The organism is Empedobacter sp. UBA7252 (assembly GCF_002472765.1).
Taxonomy (GTDB): Bacteria; Bacteroidota; Bacteroidia; order Flavobacteriales; family Weeksellaceae; genus Empedobacter; species Empedobacter falsenii_B.
Window position 1 is genome coordinate 91631 of sequence record NZ_DKSQ01000086.1, and the last position, 512, is coordinate 92142.

Below are 512 nucleotides of genomic sequence, written 5' to 3' on the forward strand. Positions count from 1 at the left end.
AAATTTCAAAACCAGATTTTATAGCACGCTCTGTAGCTTTTCCCCATTCTTTTACAATATTTTCAATTTCTGAAACTGATAATTCATGTGGGGTTTCATCCAATTCATTAAAAGGTAAACTAGAACTCGAAACCGTTTTCCAACCATTTTTTTCGTCAGATTTTATTTGATTGTGTCCCAACCAAGGCTTTTCTGTACTTGCTTTTCGTCCTGCATGCGCTAACTGAATTCCAGGAACACAATTGTATTTTTTAATTTCGGAAGTTAATTTTTGATACGCTTCGATATGTTCATCTTTCCAAATTCCTAAATCGCCATACGAAATTCGACCATCTGCAATAACCGCGGTTGCTTCTTGTATAATCGCCGAAACATTGCCAACTGCACGCGAAACATAATGCTGAAAATGCCAATCATTTGGAAAGCCATCTTCCGAAGAATATTGACACATTGGCGACATGATAATTCTATTTTTTAATGAAATAGATTCATTTATATTGATTGATTCAAAT

General features: G+C 34.6%; 1 pseudogene. It reads right to left on the minus strand.

Going from position 1 to position 512, the window contains the following annotated elements:
- Positions 1-512, minus strand: a pseudogene (locus B2X73_RS12550) (oxidoreductase); the annotation flags it as partial.